We start from the raw sequence: 19,851 nt of genomic DNA, 5'->3' as shown, positions 1-19,851 counted from the left end.
CTTCGCTTGTCCACATATCGTAGACAGTGAAAGGAGGTTGAACGCCAATGCCAGTCCAAGCAAAAGTCACCTACCCCCGCTTGACCGTTTACAGTGAGAAGTATTTCCAGGGAGGCAATGCCATCTTGAGCGGCAACATCGGTATCCCTAACTTCGACATACCATTAGGAGGAATGGAGAGCCTTCGGTTTTTCTCCACGAATCCGGGTGCAACGCTTGTACTCTTTAGCCTAACTAGATTCAGGGGGACGTTTAAAGTCTTTCACGGAGTAAGGAACGTCAGCGATTTCGATAATATCATTAGCGGCAACGATGCAAATTCACTGATCTCGACTGACAAATTCCTGACACTGAGACAGATTCGTGCTATTCGCGACAGTGGTCGGCTGCCGAATGGCTTCCGGAGAATCTAAGGTAAGATAACCTGAAACGCGGCAAGGATGTAGGACAACGTCCATCGCTTATCGCGTTTTTTTGTTTGTCAGTGTATGTTTTTCCAAGGAAAAGTTTCATACTATTCCATATTAATAGGAGCTTGGGACGCAATAGGAGAGTGATGACGTGGCTTTCGGAATTTCGAGACTTGAACTCAATGAATGGAAACGCAAATGTTTACAAGGAGAAATTGCCTTTTTGACGCATTATTGGCTAGAACCTCGTTTTCCAGGAGTAAAAACGATTACTAAAGTAGGCTGCTGTGATTTGGAACGATTAAAGAAATGGTGCCTAGCCAATGGTTTAAATCCAGCTTACATACATCTGCGTGATGAATATCCACATTATGACCTGATAGGGAACAAGCAGATTGAAATCTTAAAGAGAGAACATTTGACCGATCATCTGCACAGATTCAAGTTGCAGTGACTTGGATAGTTTACTTATAAATGAGTATTATTAACTCAAAACTATATTTATTTGATACCTTATTAATGTAGATGTTGAGATCTGTCCATGGAACAATTGAAATAAGGATAGATGAAACAAGTGTATGTTGATAGCAAACGGGGGTTCCGCTAATGGGTGTAAAAATGCACGTCGACGAAATGGAAATTAATGAGGCACTCGTACGCCGATTGCTTGCCGCGCAGTTCCCTCACTGGGCAGAGCTTAGCTTGAGACGAGTTGAGCCGGCTGGCACAGTGAATGCCATCTTCAGATTAGGTGAACAATATGCCGTTCGGCTTGCACGTCGCATGGGGCCAACGACACCTAGCAGTCGTGAATTTGTATGGCTGTCCAAGCTCTCGCCAATGGTACCGCTTGAAACCCCTGTACCTATCGCTGAAGGACATCCGAGTCGTGAATATCCGTGGTTTTGGGAAATACATTCGTGGGTTGAAGGCGAGTCGGTGCCGATAGCGCAGATTGACGCGCTTCAGGCTGCGCGTGATCTAGCGATGTTCATTTCAGTGCTGCAACAACTTGATCCCTCAGGTGGGCCCCAGGGGCGTGGTATTCCTTTGGCTCAACGGGATAAGGAGTTCCGTCCCTGGCTGGAGCGTTTCGATGGCCATTCTGCCATTACGGATGTGTGGGAGTCAGCGCTAGCTGCACCTCCGTGGGACGGCGCGCCAGTTTGGCATCATGGCGACCTTGACGTGCGGAACTGGCTCGTTCGAAATAAGCGCATCACCGGGGTGATCGATTGGGGTGAAATGGGCATTGGTGATCCCGCATGCGATGTCATGGTTGCATGGAAGTTACACTCACCCGAGGCTCGTGATGAGTTCCGCAAATATCTACCGACGGACGACGCTACGTGGGCTAGAGCCCGTGGATGGGTCTTATCACAGGCGGTGGCAATTCTGGCATATTACACACCTGAAAACAATCCAGTTCTATACCGTGAGGCGAAATGTTGGCTGGACCTTGTACTGTCAGAATGATACGCGATAGGAGGGAGCAGGCTAAGTGGCTGCTCTCTTTTTGTCCTATTTTGCAACAACAAGGGATTAGGTTCATATGAATAGAATTTATATAGTGACTATTGTAACGTTGACTCAAAACCACTGGGGAGGATGTGTAGTATGTTGAATTTAAAGACGGCACCGTTTCATTTGAAGGATGAAGACATTCAGTGGGTAGAACAAACGATTGACTCTATGAGTCTGAACGAAAAAATTGGACAACTTTTTATTAATTTAGGGTATCGTCATGATGAGGAATATTTGCAGGAGATGTTAGATAAATACCATATCGGAGGCGTACGCTACAATCCGAATACATCGGAAAAGATCTATGAGCAGAATAAATATTTGCACCAACAGAGTAAAATTCCTCTCTTAATTGCTGCTAATATGGAATCCGGAGGCAATGGCGCTTGCACAGACGGAACATTAATCGGCACGCATGTGCAGATTGGTGCAACCGGAGATCCGAAATATGCATACCAGATGGGGTATGTAAGTGGGGTTGAAGGTGCAGCGGTCGGCTGTAACTGGACGTTTGCTCCGGTGGTCGACATTAACTATAATTGGCGCAACCCTGTCACGATGACACGCTGCTTTGCGGATGATCCAGATGATGTGCTGGACATGTCAAAAGCCTATTTCAAAGGTATTTGTGAAAGCGGTTTCGCGGCGGCGATGAAGCACTTCCCCGGTGACGGGGTTGACGAACGAGACCATCATTTGCTGACCAGCGTCAATACGCTGTCGTGCGAGGAGTGGGACCAAACCTTTGGCAAAGTATACAAAGGAATGATTGAAGCAGGTGTGCAAAGCGTCATGGTTGGACATATCAAGCTTCCTTCGTATTCCATGCGGCTTAACGCGAATTTGGCGGAGGAAGATCTTCTTCCGGCGACGCTGTCACCGGAACTCGTCACAGGTCTTTTACGGGAACAGCTCGGGTTTAACGGGTTGGTACTCACCGATGCCTCACGAATGATTGGTTTAACTTCCGCGATGGAACGCTCCGCCATTCTGCCTCAGGCGATTGCGGCGGGCTGCGATATGTTCTTGTTCTTTAATGATCCAGAAGAGGATTACCAGTTCATGATGGACGGTTATAAGAACGGTGTCATTACGGAACAGCGTCTGCATGACGCCCTGCGTCGCATACTTGGGCTCAAGGCTTCAATCGGGCTGCATCGCAAGCAGCAGGAGGGGACGCTGATTCCTCCGAAGTCGGGTTTAAGCCGAATTGGCTGCAGCGAACACTTGGCTATTGCCGAAGAAGTGGCCGATCGCTCGATTACGCTGGTGAAGCAGACTCGCCCCGACTTGCCGATTCGGCCAGAAACGCATCCGCGTATTATGGTATATATGCTGGGGGACGAGATGATGTTTTTTGGACTTAAGCAGGCAGGGGTACGAACGTTAGTATCTGAAGAACTTAAGCGGGTAGGTTTCGAGGTTACCCTTTATGAGTCTCCTTTAGCTGAAGCAGAACGAATAAAACGGGAGAGACCTGGTGAGCCAGTTGCTGTACAGCTCTTCAAACGGCAAAAAGTAACGGAGTTCGTCAATTCGTTCGATGCGGTATTCTTGTTTGCAAATGTTCAGCAATTTGCCCAAGAGAACTACGCCAGGATTAAGTGGCTTTCTCCCATGGGGCCAGAAATTCCTTGGTATGTCAGCTCGATGCCGACCGTATTCGTTTCGCTGCATAATCCTTTCCATTTGTACGATGTCCCCATGGTGAAAACGTACATTAACGCTTATGAGCCAACCCAGAACATCATCAGACAAACGATATTGAAGATCATGGGTGACTCATCTTTCAAAGGTGTTAGCCCTGTAGATGCGTTTTGTGGCGTGCGGGATACGCGATACTAAAGCGTTGACTGCAAGTACAAGCAACAGTATACTTTTAGCGTAAGTAAAATAATACCAATTGGAGTGATCTGAAGTATGAATCCGGAAGTTACTGCCTACATAGAAAATTTGCCGAAATGGCAAGCAGATATCAGTTTGACTTTGCGCAACTTGGTTCATGAGACGATTCCGGATGCCGTAGAACGGATTCAGTACAAGAAACCACACTTTCTGAAGAATGGACATTACGCAGCGGTTATTTCGCCCTCTAAAGATGCAATTGCCTTTATGATCATGAATGCAAACGGCATTGATTTTCCGAAAGAATTTGAAGGTCCAGCTGAACGAAAGTGGATTAAGTTAAAGGAAGGGAGCACGCCAGATCTCTTAACGTTGTCTGGGCTACTGAAGCAAGCATCCAATACGTTATAAATTCGAGTGTACATAAATTAGTGAGATAAGAAAGAAGCAGCTCCCCACGGCGGGGAGCTGCTTCTTGTCCGTACAGTTTTTGTAGTGTTAGAACAACGATGAGAAGAATAGGGGGAAATCGAAATGAAGTCGATTAAAGGAATGATGAACCACCTGTATTGGGCGAACAGACGCATCTTGGACGCGCTCGAGGAAAATGAGACGATGAACAATGACATTTTGAAGCTGGTTCGGCACGTTGCGGTCGCGGAACGAGTCTGGTTATCCCGTTTGCAGAACAAGAGCAACGCGCATTATTCGTTGTGGGAGGAAGCGGAAGATCTGATCGTGATCAGGACAATGTTCGAAGAAAACGCCGAGCAATATCGCGTCTATATCGAAGCGCTCCAAGAGTCAGAGTTGGACGAGATGGTCAACTATTCGAACATGAGTGGGGTTCCGTTCCGAACGTCTGTTCGAGATATCCTGTTGCAGGTCATCTTGCATGGTCAATATCATCGCGGACAGATCAATCAGGCACTTCGGATCGCATCTGCAGAGCCTGCGCAAGTCGATTACATCACGTTCGCGAGGATCTAACAGGAGATTGAGATGAACCAGGAGTTATATTACTGGATTAGGGTTAGCATTTGATAGATTTGACGTTGATCTCCATGCAACCGGATATAGCGACACTGCATCTGGGAGGAACCATCTCCGTCCAAATAGATGCCGTCAACTAATTTCCGGTCACCTAACGTTTCAAGAATAGCTGCTCGGAACTCTGCTATCGTACAAGATGTAGGAGTAACTATCATATACATGTTCTCCAGATGATCATAGACAATTGCTGTACGCATACGACGTTCGTCATAGGCTGGCATCTCCTCTAAAATCATGTCATTCTCCCAACGGGTGCTATCGTTAAGCCGCATACTGACACCCCCCTGAGCCCAATAGTGGTGTTTATCTGTGACAGTCAACTCTCCAGCGTGCGTGACGACTTGAATGGAGAAGTGTTGAGTGATGTCATCCCATACGAGTGTTCCGCGTTTTAAGTTCGTGTCAATGCCCGTGTTGTACCAGCCAGAACCGTAATCACCAGGCAAACCTTGCAGCGGTTGATCGTTCATAACTGCAATGCTTAACAGTGCCCCTTCCCAGAAGAAGCCCCCGTTAATACCATAATAGGACGTTTTGGTGACATTTGTATCAATGGCCTGAAGTCGAATATTATCAGGGGTTGTCCGAATGGTATGCAATAGGACACCATTGGAAGCTTTCTGTTTTTCATAGTGATAATTGCGAGGAAATTTAAAATCGTTGTGATAATAACTAAGTAAAGAAACAAGCAGTATCGAGGTAGCAATAAGTAGAAAATGATAACGATTGAATTTGGCTAGTAACACTTGCGATACTTTCGAATTGTTCACATTGTCATTCCTTTTTGAATGAAGTAGTTTACGTGGCGTTTTTTCTATATTTATTCCAACAATATCATGTATTGGTTATATAAGTATATATCCGTAAAAAAGAAAGGAAAGAGCTGTATATCATGAGATATACAGCTCTTTCCTTAACAAGGATAAGATTACGTTACGATTTCAAATCAAATCGATCGGCATTCATGACCTTGACCCAACCAGCTATGAAGTCACGCACGAACTTTTCTTTATTATCGTCTTGCGCATACACTTCTGCAATGGCGCGTAGAACGGAGTTTGAACCGAAGACGAGGTCAACTGTCGTAGCAGAACGAACGACTTTACCAGTATTGCGATCGCGTCCTTCAAACACATCATCACCGATAGGGTTCCAGTGTATGCCCATATCGAGCAAGTTTACGAAGAAGTCGTTGGTGAGTGTACCTACACGGTCAGTGAATACGCCATGCTTAGTGCCACCGAAGTTCGTACCTAGAACACGCATACCGCCAACAAGTGCTGTCATTTCTGGTGCAGTTAAGTTAAGCAGGTGTGCCTTATCGACTAGAAGCTCAGCGGAGCTTACACGATATTGTTTCTTCTGATAGTTACGGAAACCATCAGCCATTGGCTCTAACACGGCGAAACTCTCTACGTCGGTTTGATCTTCGGCTGCATCACCACGTCCAGAAGTAAACGGAACCGTTACTTGAAAGCCTGCATCACGTGCTGCTTTTTCCACCGCGGCACTGCCGCCAAGTACGATCAAATCAGCGATGCTGATTTCAACATTTAGGTCTTCTTGAATACCTTCGAGTATGGTAAGCACTCTGGTCAGTTGATCTGGTTGATTGACTTCCCAGTCACTTTGTGGGGCGAGTCGAATGCGAGCGCCATTGGCGCCGCCGCGCATATCCGTACCACGGAAGGTACTGGCTGAGGCCCAAGCTGTAGATACGAGTTCACTGACAGTAAGTCCAGATGTTAGAATCTTGGCTTTGATATCTTCAACATCTGCCTCTGTCAATGTGTAGGTCACTGTCGGTACAGCGTCTTGCCAGATCAGAACTTCTTCAGGAACTTCTGGTCCTAAATATCTGGCAAGTGGCCCCATATCCCGGTGGGTGAGCTTAAACCATGCACGAGCAAACGCATCTGCAAATTCGTCTGGATTCTCATAATAACGACGGGAGATTTTCTCGTACGCTGGATCGACACGCAAGGCCATATCTGCGGTAGTCATGATTGTCTTCACACGAATGGAAGGATCCTCAGCGTCTGGTGCCAGATGCTCTTCAGCAGGATTGACTGGAGTCCACTGATGAGCGCCAGCAGGGCTCTTCGTTAGTGTCCATTCATATCCGAATAGAAGTTCGAAGAAACCATTATCCCATTGTGTTGGATTCGCTGTCCAAGCACCTTCAATACCGCTAGTGATGGTATCCCGGCCTTTGCCAGAGCCATGTGTGCTGATCCAACCTAAGCCTAAAGCTTCAATAGCAGCCGCTTCCGGCTCTGCACCTACATGAGCGGCATCTCCTGCGCCGTGCGCTTTACCGAATGTGTGTCCACCAGCAACGAGGGCAACGGTTTCTTCATCGTTCATACCCATACGTTTGAAAGTATCGCGGATGTCGCGAGCACTAGCAAGCGGATCGGGCTTGCCGTTCGGTCCTTCTGGATTTACATAGATAAGTCCCATCTGAACGGCAGCGAGGGGATTCTCAAGCTCACGATCGCCAGTATAACGCTTATCTCCCAGCCACTCGGTTTCTACACCCCAGTAAATATCCTCTTCGGGATGCCAAACATCTGCACGACCGCCGCCGAAACCAAACGTTTTACCGCCCATCGATTCAATAGCCACATTGCCAGTAAGAATGAACAAGTCTGCCCAAGAGATTTTGTTGCCATACTTCTGCTTAATCGGCCAGAGGAGTCTACGAGCTTTATCTAGGTTGCCGTTGTCAGGCCAGCTATTCAGTGGAGCAAAACGCTGTGTGCCAGTTCCAGCACCTCCGCGCCCATCACCTGTCCGATATGTACCTGCGGAGTGCCAAGCCATTCGAATAAAGAAGGGACCATAATGTCCGAAGTCAGCAGGCCACCAATCTTGGCTGTTCGTCATGAGTTCACGTAGATCTTGTTTAAGCGCGGGGTAGTCTAGTTTCTCGAACTCCTCGGCATAATTGAAATCGTCGCCTAGAGGATTGGATTTGCGATCATGTTGATGGAGGATGTTCAAATTCAATTGATTAGGCCACCAGTTTTTATTCGTTGTGCCACTAGATTTGTGACTCGTAGCGCTTCCATTTCCATGAGAGAACGGGCATTTTCCAGAGTTAGCAGTGTCCATTGGGTTCATTTATACCTCTCCAATCAGATTAAATTAAATTTTAAATAATAATTATTATAAATAAATATATAATACAATCGGGGAAAAAATCAACGACTTTTTACTCAAACCAAAGCCACGTATCTCTACCTAATGGTTGTCTCTCCTAATTATATTGCTATAGTCTAAAATGAATTCCTTCTAATTTAACTATTCCAAAAGCCGCCTATCTAATGGGACGGGGGTAACAGGTATTGAAGCTGTAAACAGAGAACTATTTGAATAGATCTGCACGCAGAACAGGAAATGAATTTGCATCATTATGGAATTTGGAATTTGAGGGGGATTTAGTCGAGATTTATGCGGGTGATCCATTCACCCATGATATGAAGGCTTTAACGGAGAGTACTGACTTTTTCGTGCAGATAATGCACGGTAATCATTTCGTAACTGAGATAACATTTATCTTGAAGGGAGGTAAAACGATGGATTGGTTGGAAAGGATGAATAGCGCCATAGCATATATTGAAACGAATTTAGCGGACGAAATCTCATATGATAAAATAGCGCAGATCGCCTGTTGCTCTACGTATCATTTTCAAAGAATGTTCCCGTTTATTACTGGCGTATCGTTATCTGAGTACATTCGACGTCGACGGTTGACATTGGCAGCATTTGATTTGCAGACAACGAATGCAAAGGTTATTGATGTAGCTATGAAATATGGATATGATTCGCCAGAGGCGTTTTCACGGGCGTTTAAGAATCTTCATGGGATAATACCGATATCTGCGCGCGATAAAGGCGTTACTCTAAAAGCCTATCCTCGAATGTCCTTTCATATTTCAATTAAAGGAGATATCGAAATGAATTACCGCATCGAGTCAAAAGGTTCTTTTGAAATGTTTGGAGCTTCGGGTCTAATTAATTCCGATCCCCAAAAAGTATATGAGGAAGTTGCTCAATTCCGTCAACAATGTGATGTTGATGGCAGTGTTGAAGGTATGAATAAACTACTTGGACGCTTTAGTAACACAATCTTGCACGCTGCCTTATATGATCATACGGGTACATCTTTAAGATATATGGTGAGTTATTTTCTGCCAAAAGGGATTGAACTTCCGGATAGATTTACAAAACTATTTGTTCCGGAATTAACGTGGGCGATTTTCCCGGAACCACAATGTGATTTAATAAAGTTATGGGGACGGATTTATTCGGAATGGTTTCCAACATCGGAATATGAACAAGTTGAAGGTCCGAGCTTCGAAATGTATTATGGAACGGCAGGGCAGGTTACGGGGGAGATTTGGATCCCGGTCAAGAAGAAATAACTTGTAATCCGTATTTTCTACTTTAATTCATTAATTTATAGCCGAAACAGCGAGGTGACCATCCTGAAAGCCCATTACTTGGGCTTTTTTTATTTTCAAATAATTCCAATAAGAATAGAAAAACATATTCAAATGAATATGTTTTTGGAACTTTTCCCCTAGACAGGTAACCTATGCGTGCAAAATCTTACTTTTGTTCTATTAAAGAACAGGATTCTGGACAGCTTCTTCGTATTATTAGGTCAACCAAAGATTACTGGTTGGCCTTTTTTAGTTTTATACGATATTTGTTCCAATTTATGGTAGAATTTTATTAATTCAATTGTGATCTTATTGCAAAATAAGGGGGGGGATTATCTGAAACTAAATAAATACCATTTTTTTACGATTAGCATTTTGGCTTCCATATTTTCTTGTTTTCTCTTTACCGCCTCAGTTTGGCATATGATTGTTGATAATGAGTACGTTGAATCCTTACAACTCCCCTCTGATGGAGATAGCATGGGAATACCATTCATTGCTGCAATTATGGGAAGTTTTATGTTTGCAATCGTTCATATTATTGTCCACTTGGTTTTGTTTGGTTTATGTTATAGAAATACGTTCAAAAGAGAAATTCGAATCGATGAGTTCCTAATTAAGAGCGATAGTTGGATCTATAATGCCATGCGGGGAATAAGCTATTTGTTCATACTAGCATTTGGATATGATTTTATCGGTCAATATATGAAATTTTATGTATTCAATGTGTTGTTTTATTTGTCAGTTTTTATGGTTGTCATTATGTACACGATATGGATTTTATCTTTTCTTAAAAGAAATGATCATGTAATTGGTGAATGCTGAACCCAACTGTAAACGAAGATTGATTCCAATATGTGGTATATTTAGTGAATAACAAATCTCTAAGCGGAGGTGCTTATGAATCCTGCTTTTGACACCTATATCCAATCACTGGCCAGACGGGATGTGAACGTCATCGGTGCCGGCGTCAGCAATTCACCTCTGATCCGCATGCTGTGCTCAGAAGGGGCTCACGTCACACTACGTGATCGCAACCCGGCCTTGCCCCGGGAGGAGTGGGACCAACTAGGCGTCAGGTTACTGCTGGGCGAGAATTATCTGGATCGCGTTGGAGGCGACGTCGTATTCCGCACGCCAGGCATGCGTCCTGACCATCCGGCGTTGGAAATGGCTCGTGCTAGCGGCAGCCGTGTGACCAGTGAGATGGCGGAGTTCTTTGCGCTGTGCCCTTGTCCTATTGTTGGCGTGACCGGATCGGACGGCAAAACGACCACTACTTCGTTGATTGTAGACATGTTGGCTGACGGGGGACGTACGGTTCATCTTGGCGGCAACATTGGGACGCCACTTCTAACACGTGCGGGCGAGATGTCGTCGATGGATGTGTGCGCGGTCGAGCTGTCCAGCTTTCAGCTGATGGACATGACGCGCTCTCCCCATGTGGCGGTAATTACCAACCTTTCGCCTAATCATCTCGACTGGCACCGCGGGATAGATGAATATACCGCTGCCAAGCGCCGCTTGCTGGATTTCCAGGGTGCTAATGACTTTGCCGTCCTAAACGGCGACAATCCAGCGACCTCCGATCTGTGCGGGCGAGGACGGACCAAGTATTTCGGCATGCATACTGTCGAACATGGCATAATCGATGGTCTATTGCCCATCAGTGATATTCGTATACCGGGTTGGTATAACGTGGAGAACGTTATGGCTGCCATGACGGCTGTGCGGGGGACCGTGTCTGATGAAGCCATCTTAGAAGCGGTGCGCAATTTCGTTGGCGTGGAGCACCGAAACCAGTGGGTAGCAGAAGTGGATGGTGTACACTATTACAACAATTCAATTGGCTCGAGCCCAGCTCGTACTGTTGCTACATTGCATGCGCATGTGGGCAAAGTGCTGCTGATCGCCGGCGGGCGAGATAAGAAAGTTCCGTTTGATGAGATGGCTAAGCAGCTGCCTGAACATGTCAAGTTGCTGCTGTTAATCGGAGAAGCGGCCAATCAAATCGAGATTGAGGCGCGAAAAGTGCCGAATTGCCCGCCTATTGTCCAATGCGAAGGACTGGTCGAAGCGGTGGCTCAGGCTCACAATTTGGCTGTACCTGGGGACACTGTGCTGCTGAGTCCTGCGTGCACGGCATATGACCAATATCTTAACTTTGAAGAGCGCGGGCGTCACTTTGTCGAGCTGGTTGGGGCACTACATCGGTCGGTCGGAGGGAATTGACCACTCCCTTTTTTATTCTGAACCCTTTTCATGTACAATGAAAGAAAAACAGCAATTAAGGGAGGATCTGTATACATGAACAAGAAGCAATTGGAGCGAATTCATACGGGGCAAGGGTTTATAGCAGCGCTGGACCAAAGTGGAGGGAGCACACCGAAAGCACTCCAGCAGTACGGCATCGAGGCAAATCGTTTTTCTGACGATGAGGAGATGTTTGCGCTGGTGCATGAGATGAGGACGCGCATTATCATGAGTCCTGCGTTTGACGCACAATCCATCATTGGTGCCATTCTTTTTGAGAACACGATGGACCGGGAGATCGATGGGCTGTTGACAGCCGACTTCTTGTGGGAGAAGAAAGGCATCGTACCATTTTTAAAAATAGATAAGGGCTTGGCAGAGTTAGAAGACGGCGTGCAGGTACTGAAGCCTATGCCCGATCTAAGCGGTTTGCTCCAGCGTGCAGTCGAGCGCAACATCTTTGGAACTAAGATGCGTTCGGTCATTCACGAAGCGAATCCGAAGGGGATTCGCAGGGTAGTTGAACAGCAGTTTGAGTTGGGCAAACAAATTTGGTCCGCGGGACTTGTTCCTATCATCGAGCCTGAAGTCGATATTAACAGCCACGACAAAAGGGAATCGGAACGGATCTTAAAGGACGAGATCGTCAAACAACTGTCAACACTTGCGCCTGATATGTCTATCATGTTGAAACTCTCAATTCCATCCGAGGATAACTTCTACAGTGATCTGATGGAAGATCCACATGTCGCACGGGTCGTCGCACTATCAGGCGGATATGAACGGGACGAAGCCAACGAACGGCTGGCTCGGAATCAAGGCTTGATCGCTAGCTTCTCTCGTGCATTGGCTGAAGGTTTGTCAGATCAACAATCGGATGAGCAGTTCAACGAGATGCTGACTCGTTCCATTCGGTCTATTTACGAAGCTTCAATCTCCTAAAGGAAACATTGGCGAGCCCGTGATTGTTATTGCGGGCTTTTTTTGTTTGAAGGAGTGGTGCCTGTTCGACAAATTTGGGAATTTTTGAAACATATGGATAGATGTCTCGTCTTTACTTTAAAGTACTTTACACATGTAGGGGTTGAGTAGATTGAAGTTTAAAGTCTGTTTGTCGTTACTGATCGTTATTCTTATATTTCTTGTTTCGTCCCCAAATGATGTGAATGCCTTATCTTGTGGCAAGGTAGATGATGATCCTAAAGAGCGACTGCTGACATTCGGAGGAGCCGTATATGGTGAAGTCATTCAGATTAAGGGTGAAATCAAGCAAAAGGGTTTTATCGGACCTAAGGAGTATGTTACTAACATACTGGTTGATGTGGATAGAAGCTGGAACATGGAGGTTCCCTCACAAATCATTGTGGCAGTGGATTATACGTGGGGATTTCCGTTTGAAAAAGGAAAATCATACTTTCTTTACATCCAAAATCTTGACGGAGAGTTAGTGAGTAGTCCTTGCGCTCCAGTTAAAGAAGTACAGTTACTTAACCAGATTGACAAGCAATTGGGTGAGGGAAATACGCCAACAAAACAAGTGAATGTAGCATATAAAATGTGGTTTATGACGGATAAAGACTATGATGTATGGATCTTGGGTGCCATGTTAATAGTGTGCATTTTGGTGACGGTGTTTTATTTCAAATGACGCCGAAACATGTAGGCAACTTGTTAAATGACACCTTGAAGTTGGGAAGTTGAGACTGGGCTATGAAAAATTAGCTTGTACATTAGCTATCAGGATACTTGAGTAATTCAGTCTAGCATATCTCCTAAAATCAGGGTATTATTGGAAAAAATACGTTGAAGGAGAGAAGACAGATGTCGGAAATAGAGGCCATTGTGTTAGATTTGGACGGTACATTGCTCGACAGTGACAAATCGATATCACTTAGAAATTATCAGAGTGTTAAAAGATGTTTTGATTCGGGTATTCATATCATTGTTGCAACGGCACGACCACCAAGAGCAGCAAATCAATTTGTGAAAAATTTTCCTTTTGTAGATTACTTGGTTTATTACAATGGTGCTTTAATAACATGTAAGTCAAAGCAAATTCAGCGGCACATTAGCATCCCAATGGCAATAAGCCAACAGATTAACAATTTCATTGCGTTTCATGCACACCAGTCGATTATTTCATACGAGGTCAATGACTCATGGTACACATGTTCGCCAATTCATGATACGCAACTTAGTCATTTTGGTATCCGTGCAAATGATCCTAAACCGCTGGTTGTTAATAGGGATTTTATAAGTTCATTGTCCCCTACAAAAATATTGGTTCATGGTTATAACAACTGGAGAGATGTTGTCGAGCAATTCGGTAACCATCTGAACGTAATTGCAACCGATGGAGGCGTATTGGTTCAAATTATGCACAAATCAGCATCCAAGGAAGATGCCGTGCAATGGGTGCTTACTGACATCGGGGTGAAGCCAGAAAATGTAATGGTATTTGGTGATGACTTTAACGATTTAGGACTATTCCATACATGCGGATTTCCGATCGCTATGGAAAACGCGATCATTGAGCTGAAAAATTCGGCAAAACACATTACCGAATCAAATGATAATGATGGTGTTGCTGTTGCTCTTGAGAAATTTGTGGTGTAATCACATATTGATAATGATTGAATCTCTTTTTGGGAGTGTGACTGTATGGACAAGCATTCTACTTATGGGAAAAGTAGTGTTGGCGGTAGTGAGATTAGTGTCATCTCGGTCGGCGACATGCTTACGAGTGTTATTCATGAAACAAACAGCTTATTTTGGGATACAAATGGAAATGATGTTTTAGGCGCAACCTCGCTTCCTCTTTATGGCGCATTTGTCTCAGAAGAAAAATGCCAGCTTTTTGGCGATGTCACAGGAAAAAAGGTACTCGAAATAGGCTGTGGAAGCGGTCAATCTTTGCAATTTCTAGGGGAACGCAACGCATCTGAACTTTGGGGAATGGATATATCAGAAAACCAACTCGAGAAGACAAAGCAACATTTGACGGAGTTTGGACTTTCAGCAAAATTAATCTGTTCTCCCATGGAAGAAGAATGTGGCCTACCAAATGATTATTTTGACTTTGTTTATTCTGTGTATGCAATAGGCTGGACCACCGATCTTGAAGGTACTTTTCGCCGGATCGCATCTTATCTAAAAAAAGACTGCGTATTTATTTTCAGCTGGTCTCACCCTATACAGAAATGTGTTGCTGCAGAAGATCAAAGGCTTATTTTCAAAAAATCTTATTTCGACGAATCTTGGTACAAGCTATCTCTTGGCGGAAGTATGCTAACATTATCGGACCGTAAACTATCAACCTATGTGAATGCGTTGGCAAAAGCGGGATTTGTTATTGAGCAATTGATTGAGGAATCTGATGATGATATTTTGCAATCGCGAACTAGCGGTGACAAATTTGCGGAAAAAGCGAAGATGCTTCCTGTCACTTTTGTAATTAAGGCAAGAAAACGATAGGAGAACAAAAGATGGAGGGGCTTGCTTGACGGCAGCTCCTCTTTGTCATTGAAGTGGCGTAAAGTCTGTGCTAATCAAATGAAGTGAAATTGTATATACAAATGAACCTAAGCGCGTTACTGTGGTAAAGTGGTACAACGATATAGAGGTGAAGAAAGGATGTGTAGGGAATTATGTATAAAGCGGTGTTTCTTGATTTCTACGGTACACTCGTACACGAAGATGATGTGTTAGTGGAGGAAATATGTAGGAAAATATTGAAATCAACTTCAACTCCAACTACGACTGAAGAGATTGGGAAATACTGGTGGAATTCTTTTTCGAAAACCTTTTATTCATCGTATGGTGCTAACTTTAGAACGCAACGAGAAATCGAAATACTATCGTTAGAGGATACGATTTCCTTTTTCAACTCATTTGAAAATCCAAGAGAACTTAGCGAAATTTTATTTAATCACTGGCAAGCTCCCCAACTATTTGAGGATACAAATGTATTTTTAAACAGTATCACCACCCCCAAAATAATCCTTTCAAACATCGACCGAAATGACATTCAATCAGCAATAAATCATAATGGATTATCATTCGATAACCTGATTACCAGTGAGGATGTCAAATCATATAAGCCAAGACTGGATATGTTTCAGCAAGCCCTTAAAGCATATAAACTCAACCCTTTAGAGGTTCTACATGTTGGTGACTCACTCTCTAGTGATGTTGCAGGTGCCCAAAACGCAGGAGTTAAGGTTGCTTGGATTAATCGGAAAAATAAAGTATTGCCAGCAAATTATTCTCCAGATTACATAATAAATTCGTTACAAGAATTGATTGCTTTGTTATGAAATCTTGGCAGCCTGGGAAGAAGGATTGGCTACAAGTAAGAAAAGGAGTATCACTAACGTTGTTAGTTAACTCCACGCAGGAAAATACTAGGGCAAGAAATGTTTCCAATTCCCTTCAGAAATAACTTCGACTGCTCCGTCAATTACTTTGATGGCGGTCTGATCATCAATCGCATACGTCGGTCCTTGCATCCCCGCGGCCCATCTCTCTGCAGCAGCCATGGTGTTTCCAGGCAGCATTTCGTGATCCAGATGAGGAAATATTGCAAAATCAACCAGACTCAGCGTTTCATCACCACCAGTGGGGGGAGTCCAGCCAACGAAAAATTCCCCAATGTTAGGTGCCATCACCATACTCCCGGCGCTCATTCCGACATAAACTGCCTGCAGCGATGGCAAAAGATCTGCGAGTCCGGACTGTCGCATCCAGTGATACAGATAGAGGGCGTCCCCGCCAGACACCAGTAGGACATCCGTCTCTTGGACCAGCGGCACCCAGCGGTCTCTATTGATGCTCGGCAACGCTGTTAGCTCCAGCACGCCAACGGACTTCCAGCCCAGATCAACCATGGGATTTTTGAACATAGGATTCTCGGAAATCCCGCTGATGAACTGCCAGGCTTTGACGCCAGGGCCAACCCAGGGGTGTCCGTACATCGCAGTGGGAATGCACAGAGCGTTAGAGTCGGCGATCGGCTTGTCCAACATGTCAACTAGCGCGTCGTGTATACTTTTGTTATTAACACCTGCAGATGTGAGCAATAATTTCATAACTTCACTCCTTGTCGTTTGTTCCTCTAGATTTTATTAAGTTGGGTAGTGTAATTTCCTAGATGGCTTAGGTGTTCGATAAAATGATTGAATAATCCTTTTTACAGTGTGAAAGCGTGTATGACCTCGCAAATGCTGTTTCAAATAAGCCGTATTGGCTTTAATAGGAAGTAGTCTATATGAAAAGGAGTGTTTGGCATGTCTGCTATACATACGCTTTACGTCTCTGTATCCAATAAAAGTATAGATAGGGAAGCTTCCATGAATGAACAGCTTGAAGTCCGCGGGACAGAGGAAGAGCTCGAAAGGCTTTCTCAAATGCTTGAGCAACTAAAGCGAGACGATGATGTGACACAATTTAGAGCAGCAATTCCGTATAAATCCGCCGATCACGATAAAGCTACGGATCAATTTAACGATGATCTACTCAAACTCTATCAATTCATCTACGATTTGGGAACTGATAAGACGAAGGCTCATATTCATGATACGAACATCCTTAATAAACTTACAAATACAGATTACGAAGATCCGGGTTACGAGCGTTAATTGAAATTGATAAATTCTCGATATTTAACAAATGTGAGTGCCTGAGAAATCAGGCTTTTTTTATTGAGTGAATCATTGAATAAAATTATTAATTATATTGTCCAAACTTTTCCAATAAAATAAACTGATAGAGTAGCTTCTTACCAAATAAAAATTATAAACGCTAGAACTTTCTGATAAGATCGTGAACAATAAGGGAGGTGGAAGTGTATTGAAAAGGCTTCAACCAGTACGAAGCAGAAAAGCATCCAGGACTGGGTTAAAGAATTCGATGGAATTCCAGTAGCAGATGCTCACAACCATGGTTCAGTTCTGGGTATTTATGGAAAGTTAAGCTTGTGGGAAAATGCAAATGTAGATCGAGTTGTCTTATTTGGCGAGGTTTCTAGGGGAATCGCAGTCTTGCATGACATGTCTAATTGGACAAATTACAAGAGGTATCCTGATCGGATCATCCCTTTTTTTTCTGGTATTAATTTAAGGATCCCATGGCTCTTCAAGAAGCAAAAGATAAGTTAGAAAAGGGTTTTCCATTATCAAGTTGGAGGAGGCATTGGTTGCATATCCTAACACGACATTCGTTTTCGCCTATGCCAATGCTTACAGAAACAACCAGCTACCAAGACTCAGAAGGAACAGATTCGTGAATTAAATATGAGAGCAGGCAGTAAGTACGATGTTTCATCGCTAACAAAGCTCGAAGCAGGCAAAATTCTGCCTGAATAAGTGGCTCTCAGTATCAGGGACATGGAACAGTTCTAAATGTAAGGAGTTAATCCAGATGAAACGTTTCGTAATTATTACTGTTGGAAAAAGCATAGTGGAAAATCCACGTTTGCAAAAGACATCGAAAGTAGATTATCAAATTCAGTGGTAATTGACCAAGATAATCATGCTGGTTTCCTTACGTCCTACTATACGAGGTAGTTTCGCCTCAAGATTCTAAAATACTAAAACATGCTATAACGCGAACCATTCTGGATTATGCTATTTCTCAAACAGACAAGCACCTCATTCTTTGCAATTCAAACCTCGATTATTTGTCTCGTACAAAGTTGCTCGAGGATTTGCATGTCAATGGATTCATAAGCATAATTGTTTTTTTCGATCTCCCATTTAATGTTCTTCAAAAAAGAATCCTCATGAGTGGACGAAGTTCTGCATTGAATATTACAGTTTCTTTTGAAGAAGTGCTTAGTCGGCAGGAAACTCGATTGGACAATGGCGAATGGACAAAACCAGAACTGCACGAAGCTAATTATTTTTTTTGCAATTGACGACAGTAATAAAGTTGAGAATGTGAAACAGCAAGTAATAAGTATTATTCAAGATAACGCTTAACGAAGATAGAGAGTGACTTAATTCATTTTGCAAAAATAGGTGGCGTTTGGATGATTGAATTCCTATACCATTATTACGATGATTCCGTAGGACCCTTTTGTAATTTATCTGATTTAGAACCCGAAGAAGCTGAAAGAGTTCTCAATGATCTTCGTGTTCAGAAAAGAGGATTTGCGAGTAAAAGATCAATGGACTATCTTACGATTCGTCGAAATCTTGAAAATAGAGCAAGGGAATTATTTATAGAAAAAGGTGGTAAACCTATTCGAAGTTATCCCCATTACATGACTGTTGGAGAGTGTCCGCGGCTCATGGACTGGTATAATCAAGGTAAGGTGCTTCGAATTCCAATTGCAGAATTCGACTCAATGACTCTAAGTTTTACATATGGGGATTTGTTTCCAACCATGAGGTATCAAGATGGAAAGAAATATCGAGGTCAGGTGTATACGTTAAATGAGATTTATCATGTAATTGAAGAATTTGGATTACCACAAGAATGGAACAGTCAGGGAAAAGATGGACCCGAGAGGTACATCGAAGTGCAAATTTGGGATGATAAACCATTAACCAAATTGTTAGGCTAACTTGACTTTTAGCTGAAGATAACGGGAAAATGTTAATTTCCTGTACCCATTAAGAAATAAATTAGATTTGAACTTTTTTCCACTTTCTGGAGTCTTTTTGAAATTAGGTGAAAGATTGAAAAGCATGGAGGGATTGTATGCCTAAAATCATTTTATTTAGAGGAAGAGCCGGAACTGGTAAATCGACGTTTTCCAACGATCTAGCTAAGAGAATCAATGTGCCCGTATTACATAAGGATGATATTTATGATTCTGTTGCTGGATTCGTTGCAGAGCATGGTTCAAGAAACAAAATTTGCTTCGATTTGCTTTATCGGTTCTTAGAAACCGTAATTCATTCAAATGCCACAATTATACTCGATTATGGACTAAATAATATTGTAGATGTAAGACAACTAGAAATTTGGATTACAGAAAGAGGTGGGGAGTTAATAATCATACATTGTATCTGCAGTGATGAGCCAACTTGGTCAGAAAGACTTGCTAGTCGAAGCATCTCTCCATTACCTAATCAATTAATAACAAATTTATCGGACTTAAAAGAACACTATAAGGACCTGGATCTTGAGTATGTTGAGGGAGAACTAATTCTAGATACTGTTTTACCTAAAAATGTAAATGTTGAAAAAATCCAATCTTTTTTGTTTAAGCTCGGCTTTGTATATGACAATAAATAGCTCTAGTTTAATAGCTTTCTAGTGCTCCTTGATCTGTTCATGTGAAATTATACTGCCAAGGGAGTGAAGAAGTG

The 19,851-nt window shown here is 43.4% G+C and carries 20 protein-coding genes; 17 read left to right on the top strand and 3 right to left on the bottom strand.

Annotated elements, in window-relative coordinates; all coding sequences use genetic code 11:
- The first annotated feature begins 47 nt into the window (after nt 1–47).
- From J2736_RS18945 to J2736_RS18920, 6 genes are all read left to right on the top strand, one after another.
- Nucleotides 48–413: a hypothetical protein gene (locus J2736_RS18945; RefSeq protein WP_310500162.1), complete on the top strand. Its 366-nt coding sequence runs from the start codon at nt 48–50 to the stop codon at nt 411–413.
- A 148-nt stretch (nt 414–561) separates the two neighbouring features.
- Nucleotides 562–864: a hypothetical protein gene (locus J2736_RS18940; RefSeq protein WP_310500161.1), complete on the top strand. Its 303-nt coding sequence runs from the start codon at nt 562–564 to the stop codon at nt 862–864.
- 152 nt (nt 865–1,016) lie between these two features.
- Nucleotides 1,017–1,886, top strand: a complete 870-nt coding sequence (locus tag J2736_RS18935) for an aminoglycoside phosphotransferase family protein (RefSeq protein ID WP_310500160.1) — start codon at nt 1,017–1,019, stop codon at nt 1,884–1,886.
- Between the two features lie 141 nt (nt 1,887–2,027).
- Complete coding sequence (locus J2736_RS18930) at nt 2,028–3,779, top strand: glycoside hydrolase family 3 protein (RefSeq protein ID WP_310500159.1); 1,752 nt, start codon at nt 2,028–2,030, stop codon at nt 3,777–3,779.
- Nucleotides 3,780–3,854: 75 nt separating this feature from the next.
- A complete protein-coding gene (locus J2736_RS18925) occupies nt 3,855–4,190 on the top strand; it encodes a DUF1801 domain-containing protein (protein WP_310500158.1) in 336 nt (111 codons plus the stop codon).
- 123 nt (nt 4,191–4,313) lie between these two features.
- Complete coding sequence (locus tag J2736_RS18920; RefSeq protein ID WP_310500157.1) at nt 4,314–4,769, top strand: DinB family protein; 456 nt, start codon at nt 4,314–4,316, stop codon at nt 4,767–4,769.
- Between the two features lie 29 nt (nt 4,770–4,798).
- On the opposite strand, the gene J2736_RS18915 is transcribed toward J2736_RS18920, so the two are convergent.
- Together J2736_RS18915 and katG are read right to left on the bottom strand one after the other, a co-directional pair.
- Nucleotides 4,799–5,602: a hypothetical protein gene (locus J2736_RS18915; RefSeq protein ID WP_310500156.1), complete on the bottom strand. Its 804-nt coding sequence runs from the start codon at nt 5,600–5,602 to the stop codon at nt 4,799–4,801.
- Nucleotides 5,603–5,765: 163 nt separating this feature from the next.
- Nucleotides 5,766–7,958, bottom strand: a complete 2,193-nt coding sequence (katG, locus tag J2736_RS18910) for a catalase/peroxidase HPI (RefSeq protein WP_310500155.1) — start codon at nt 7,956–7,958, stop codon at nt 5,766–5,768.
- A gap of 455 nt (nt 7,959–8,413) precedes the next feature.
- Here katG and J2736_RS18905 point away from each other — a divergent pair, with 455 nt between their 5' ends.
- The 8 genes from J2736_RS18905 to J2736_RS18870 all read left to right on the top strand — a co-directional run bounded on the left by J2736_RS18905 (nt 8,414) and on the right by J2736_RS18870 (nt 15,852).
- Entirely contained in the window at nt 8,414–9,262 is an 849-nt protein-coding gene (locus tag J2736_RS18905) for an AraC family transcriptional regulator (RefSeq protein ID WP_310500154.1), read from the top strand.
- 501 nt (nt 9,263–9,763) lie between these two features.
- Nucleotides 9,764–10,108, top strand: coding sequence for a hypothetical protein (locus J2736_RS18900; RefSeq protein WP_310500153.1), 345 nt, complete (start codon nt 9,764–9,766; stop codon nt 10,106–10,108).
- A gap of 75 nt (nt 10,109–10,183) precedes the next feature.
- Nucleotides 10,184–11,515: a UDP-N-acetylmuramoyl-L-alanine--D-glutamate ligase gene (murD, locus tag J2736_RS18895; protein WP_310500152.1), complete on the top strand. Its 1,332-nt coding sequence runs from the start codon at nt 10,184–10,186 to the stop codon at nt 11,513–11,515.
- Between the two features lie 75 nt (nt 11,516–11,590).
- Nucleotides 11,591–12,478, top strand: coding sequence for a fructose bisphosphate aldolase (locus J2736_RS18890; protein ID WP_310500151.1), 888 nt, complete (start codon nt 11,591–11,593; stop codon nt 12,476–12,478).
- A gap of 151 nt (nt 12,479–12,629) precedes the next feature.
- The gene (locus tag J2736_RS18885; RefSeq protein ID WP_310500150.1) at nt 12,630–13,184 is read left to right on the top strand and encodes a hypothetical protein; all 555 of its coding nucleotides are present in this window, start codon (nt 12,630–12,632) and stop codon (nt 13,182–13,184) included.
- 173 nt (nt 13,185–13,357) lie between these two features.
- Nucleotides 13,358–14,152, top strand: a complete 795-nt coding sequence (locus J2736_RS18880; protein ID WP_310500149.1) for a Cof-type HAD-IIB family hydrolase — start codon at nt 13,358–13,360, stop codon at nt 14,150–14,152.
- A 45-nt stretch (nt 14,153–14,197) separates the two neighbouring features.
- On the top strand, nt 14,198–15,010 hold the full coding sequence (locus J2736_RS18875) for a class I SAM-dependent methyltransferase (protein ID WP_310500148.1): 813 nt from the start codon (nt 14,198–14,200) through the stop codon (nt 15,008–15,010).
- A gap of 173 nt (nt 15,011–15,183) precedes the next feature.
- Nucleotides 15,184–15,852 carry an HAD family hydrolase gene (locus J2736_RS18870; protein ID WP_310500147.1) on the top strand — a complete coding sequence of 223 codons (669 nt, stop codon included), beginning with the start codon at nt 15,184–15,186 and terminating at the stop codon, nt 15,850–15,852.
- Between the two features lie 87 nt (nt 15,853–15,939).
- On the opposite strand, the gene J2736_RS18865 is transcribed toward J2736_RS18870, so the two are convergent.
- The gene (locus J2736_RS18865) at nt 15,940–16,623 is read right to left on the bottom strand and encodes a Type 1 glutamine amidotransferase-like domain-containing protein (RefSeq protein ID WP_310500146.1); all 684 of its coding nucleotides are present in this window, start codon (nt 16,621–16,623) and stop codon (nt 15,940–15,942) included.
- A gap of 198 nt (nt 16,624–16,821) precedes the next feature.
- Between J2736_RS18865 and J2736_RS18860 the strand changes: the two genes are divergently transcribed.
- The 3 genes from J2736_RS18860 to J2736_RS18850 all read left to right on the top strand — a co-directional run bounded on the left by J2736_RS18860 (nt 16,822) and on the right by J2736_RS18850 (nt 19,777).
- On the top strand, nt 16,822–17,172 hold the full coding sequence (locus J2736_RS18860; protein WP_310500145.1) for a hypothetical protein: 351 nt from the start codon (nt 16,822–16,824) through the stop codon (nt 17,170–17,172).
- 1,391 nt (nt 17,173–18,563) lie between these two features.
- On the top strand, nt 18,564–19,100 hold the full coding sequence (locus J2736_RS18855; RefSeq protein ID WP_310500144.1) for a hypothetical protein: 537 nt from the start codon (nt 18,564–18,566) through the stop codon (nt 19,098–19,100).
- 137 nt (nt 19,101–19,237) lie between these two features.
- Nucleotides 19,238–19,777, top strand: coding sequence for a P-loop nucleotide/nucleoside kinase family protein (locus J2736_RS18850; protein ID WP_310500143.1), 540 nt, complete (start codon nt 19,238–19,240; stop codon nt 19,775–19,777).
- The last annotated feature ends 74 nt before the right edge of the window (nt 19,778–19,851 follow it).

It is taken from the genome of Paenibacillus qinlingensis (assembly GCF_031455095.1).
In the GTDB taxonomy this organism is placed as follows: Bacteria; Bacillota; Bacilli; order Paenibacillales; family NBRC-103111; genus Paenibacillus_E; species Paenibacillus_E qinlingensis_A.
This window is presented reverse-complemented; position numbering and strand designations above follow the sequence as displayed.

Coding starts and splice junctions, on each gene's coding strand:
- J2736_RS18875 (WP_310500148.1), top strand. CDS start 14,198: ATGGACAAGCATTCTACTTATGGGAAAAGTAGTGTTGGCGGTAGTGAG.
- katG (WP_310500155.1), bottom strand. CDS start 7,958: ATGAACCCAATGGACACTGCTAACTCTGGAAAATGCCCGTTCTCTCAT.
- J2736_RS18870 (WP_310500147.1), top strand. CDS start 15,184: ATGTATAAAGCGGTGTTTCTTGATTTCTACGGTACACTCGTACACGAA.
- J2736_RS18935 (WP_310500160.1), top strand. CDS start 1,017: ATGGGTGTAAAAATGCACGTCGACGAAATGGAAATTAATGAGGCACTC.
- J2736_RS18925 (WP_310500158.1), top strand. CDS start 3,855: ATGAATCCGGAAGTTACTGCCTACATAGAAAATTTGCCGAAATGGCAA.
- J2736_RS18850 (WP_310500143.1), top strand. CDS start 19,238: ATGCCTAAAATCATTTTATTTAGAGGAAGAGCCGGAACTGGTAAATCG.
- J2736_RS18860 (WP_310500145.1), top strand. CDS start 16,822: ATGTCTGCTATACATACGCTTTACGTCTCTGTATCCAATAAAAGTATA.
- J2736_RS18930 (WP_310500159.1), top strand. CDS start 2,028: ATGTTGAATTTAAAGACGGCACCGTTTCATTTGAAGGATGAAGACATT.
- murD (WP_310500152.1), top strand. CDS start 10,184: ATGAATCCTGCTTTTGACACCTATATCCAATCACTGGCCAGACGGGAT.
- J2736_RS18905 (WP_310500154.1), top strand. CDS start 8,414: ATGGATTGGTTGGAAAGGATGAATAGCGCCATAGCATATATTGAAACG.
- J2736_RS18945 (WP_310500162.1), top strand. CDS start 48: ATGCCAGTCCAAGCAAAAGTCACCTACCCCCGCTTGACCGTTTACAGT.
- J2736_RS18890 (WP_310500151.1), top strand. CDS start 11,591: ATGAACAAGAAGCAATTGGAGCGAATTCATACGGGGCAAGGGTTTATA.
- J2736_RS18880 (WP_310500149.1), top strand. CDS start 13,358: ATGTCGGAAATAGAGGCCATTGTGTTAGATTTGGACGGTACATTGCTC.
- J2736_RS18855 (WP_310500144.1), top strand. CDS start 18,564: ATGATTGAATTCCTATACCATTATTACGATGATTCCGTAGGACCCTTT.
- J2736_RS18920 (WP_310500157.1), top strand. CDS start 4,314: ATGAAGTCGATTAAAGGAATGATGAACCACCTGTATTGGGCGAACAGA.
- J2736_RS18865 (WP_310500146.1), bottom strand. CDS start 16,623: ATGAAATTATTGCTCACATCTGCAGGTGTTAATAACAAAAGTATACAC.
- J2736_RS18900 (WP_310500153.1), top strand. CDS start 9,764: ATGGGAATACCATTCATTGCTGCAATTATGGGAAGTTTTATGTTTGCA.